Source organism: Streptococcus sp. HMSC10A01 (assembly GCF_001807785.1).
In the GTDB taxonomy this organism is placed as follows: Bacteria; Bacillota; Bacilli; order Lactobacillales; family Streptococcaceae; genus Streptococcus; species Streptococcus gordonii.
This window is the reverse complement of sequence record NZ_KV790981.1, coordinates 1-2,298: the sequence shown is the minus strand read 5'-3', so window position 1 is coordinate 2,298 and position 2,298 is coordinate 1. Positions and strand designations below refer to the sequence as shown.

Below are 2,298 nucleotides of genomic sequence, written 5' to 3'. Positions count from 1 at the left end.
GATAGAGAAGGCTGTTGCATCAAACGGTACTTTCGTATTGATGTGGTAAGTGAACTCATCGTTACGGTTAGCCAGTGTTTCCTCTTCCTTACCATTGACATCCTTCTTAATTTCAGGTTCTTCTGGAGTTGGAGGAGTTACTGGTACTCTGTTTGAATCCTTATGGATTTCTGGACGATTTGGGAAGCCTGCTGTGTAAGAAGCTGTATTCGGGATGCTAGTCTTACCTTTTTCAATGTAGTCAGACAAGTTTGCACCTTCACGAATCTTAGCCTTGAAGGTCAAGGTTACTTCCTTACCACCATTTGCTTTCACTTCGTCTTCTGTCAGAGCCATAGAGATTGTTTGGTCTGCAACGTTGATACGGTTGGCATCAATTTCTTGGCCATCGAGAGTCGCTGTTGCTTGACCTTTCTCACCTGAGAATTCTAATACTGGTACAAGAGTATCTGATACTGAGAAGGCTGTCGCATCTTGAGGTACAGAAGTTGTTACTTTATAAGTAAACTCTTCATAACGTTCTTTCAGCGTTGCTTCTGGCTGACCATTCACTTCTTTCTTAATACCAGGTTCTTCTGGACTTGGTGGAATCACTGGAACTGGTTCTGTGCTCTTTTCTGTCTTAGGATCATCGTTGATGATGTATTTAGCAATGTTAGGAATCCGAGTTACGCCGTCTGCTTCAATGTAGCCTGCCAGGCTGACATTCTTACGAATTTTAGCCTTGAAGCTTACATGAACAGCTTTATTGCCGTATTTCTTCACTTGATCCTTCGTCAGAGTCACTGTCAGAACTTGTTTATCTACAGTGATTTGTGAATCTTCGATCACATCTTTGTCACCATCTACTGTGACTTCTGCTTGGCCTTTCTTACCTGAGAATTCAAGAACGTCTTTCAATTCGTCGGTAATCTTGAAGCCAGTCGCATCGACAGGTACTTTCGTATCGATGGTGTAAGTGAATTCTTCATCACGGCTGTCCAGAGTTGCGGATGGCTTGTTATTAACCTTCTTCTCAACTGGTGGATTTTCTGGTGATGGAGGAGTCACTGGGACGATGTTTGAATCTTTCTCAACTTTTGGACGGTGTGGGAAGTTAGCCACATAAGACGCTTTGTTTGGTACACGCGTTACACCGTCTGCTTCGATGTAGTCTGCTAGGTTAGCACCTTCACGAATCTTAGCTTTAAAGTTGAGGACAACTTCTTTACCACCGTTTGCTTTGACTTGTTCTTCAGTCAACTCAGCACTGATGGTTTGGTCTTTCAACTTGATTTGTTTTGCACCCAGCTTTTCACCATTGAGTGTGAGAGATGCTTCTGCATCTTCGCCAGCAAATTCAAGTACTGGAACTAAACTATCGCTGATAGAGAAGGCTGTCGCATCTTGCGGTACAGTAGTCTTCACAGTGTAAGTGAAGACATCGTCACGGTTAGCTAATGTTTCAGCTTCTTTACCGTTTACTTCCTTCTTCAGTTCTGGTTCAGTTGGGGTTGGTGGAATGACTGGAACTGGTTTAGAACTTTGTTCTGTTCCTGGGTCATTGTTAAAGTTGTATTTAGCGGTGTTGTAAATCCGTGTCGTACCATCTTTTTCGATGTAGTCTGACAGGTTCGCTCCCGCTTTGATCTTAGCCTTGAAGCTGACATGAACCGCTTTGCCTCCTAGGGCTTTCGCTTCGTCTTCTGTCAGTTTGACTGTGATCTTCTGACCTTTAATGGTAATGTGGCTGGCATCTAGTGGTTGACCATCTACCGTTGCGCTTGCTTGGCCATTTTCACCTGAGAATTCTAAGACTTTCTCAATCGTATCGTAGACTGCGAAGCCTGTAACATCAAGTGGCACAGTTGTGTCGATTGTGTAGGTGAATTCTTCATCACGAGCTCCTAAGTTCGCTGACTCAGCCTCATTGACCTTCTTCTCAATCGGTGGATTTTCCGGACTTGGAGGAGTCACTGGGACTTCATTAGAATCCTTAGTTACGCCTGGGTTGTTCGGGAAGTCCACTCGGTAGCTTGCCTTATTCGGAATGCTAGTCTTACCATCTTTAATGTAGCCAGATAGGTTGACACCTTGGCGGATCTTAGCTGTGAAGGTTAGGTTCACATCTTTACCACCATTGTTCTTGACTTGTTCTTCGGTTAGGTTAACAGTAATGGTTTGACCATTAATTGAGATACGATCGGCATCAAGAGCTTGGCCATTTAGGCTAGCAGTCGCACGACCTGTTCCATCTGCAAATTCAAGAACGTCTTTCAGCTCATCATTGATAGAGAAGGCTGTTGCATCAAACGGTAC

At 43.9% G+C, this 2,298-nt stretch carries 1 protein-coding gene; it reads right to left on the bottom strand.

The features are described from left to right. On the bottom strand, positions 1-2,298 hold a 2,298-nt coding region (locus HMPREF3108_RS07165; protein ID WP_141738458.1), incomplete at both ends, for an isopeptide-forming domain-containing fimbrial protein.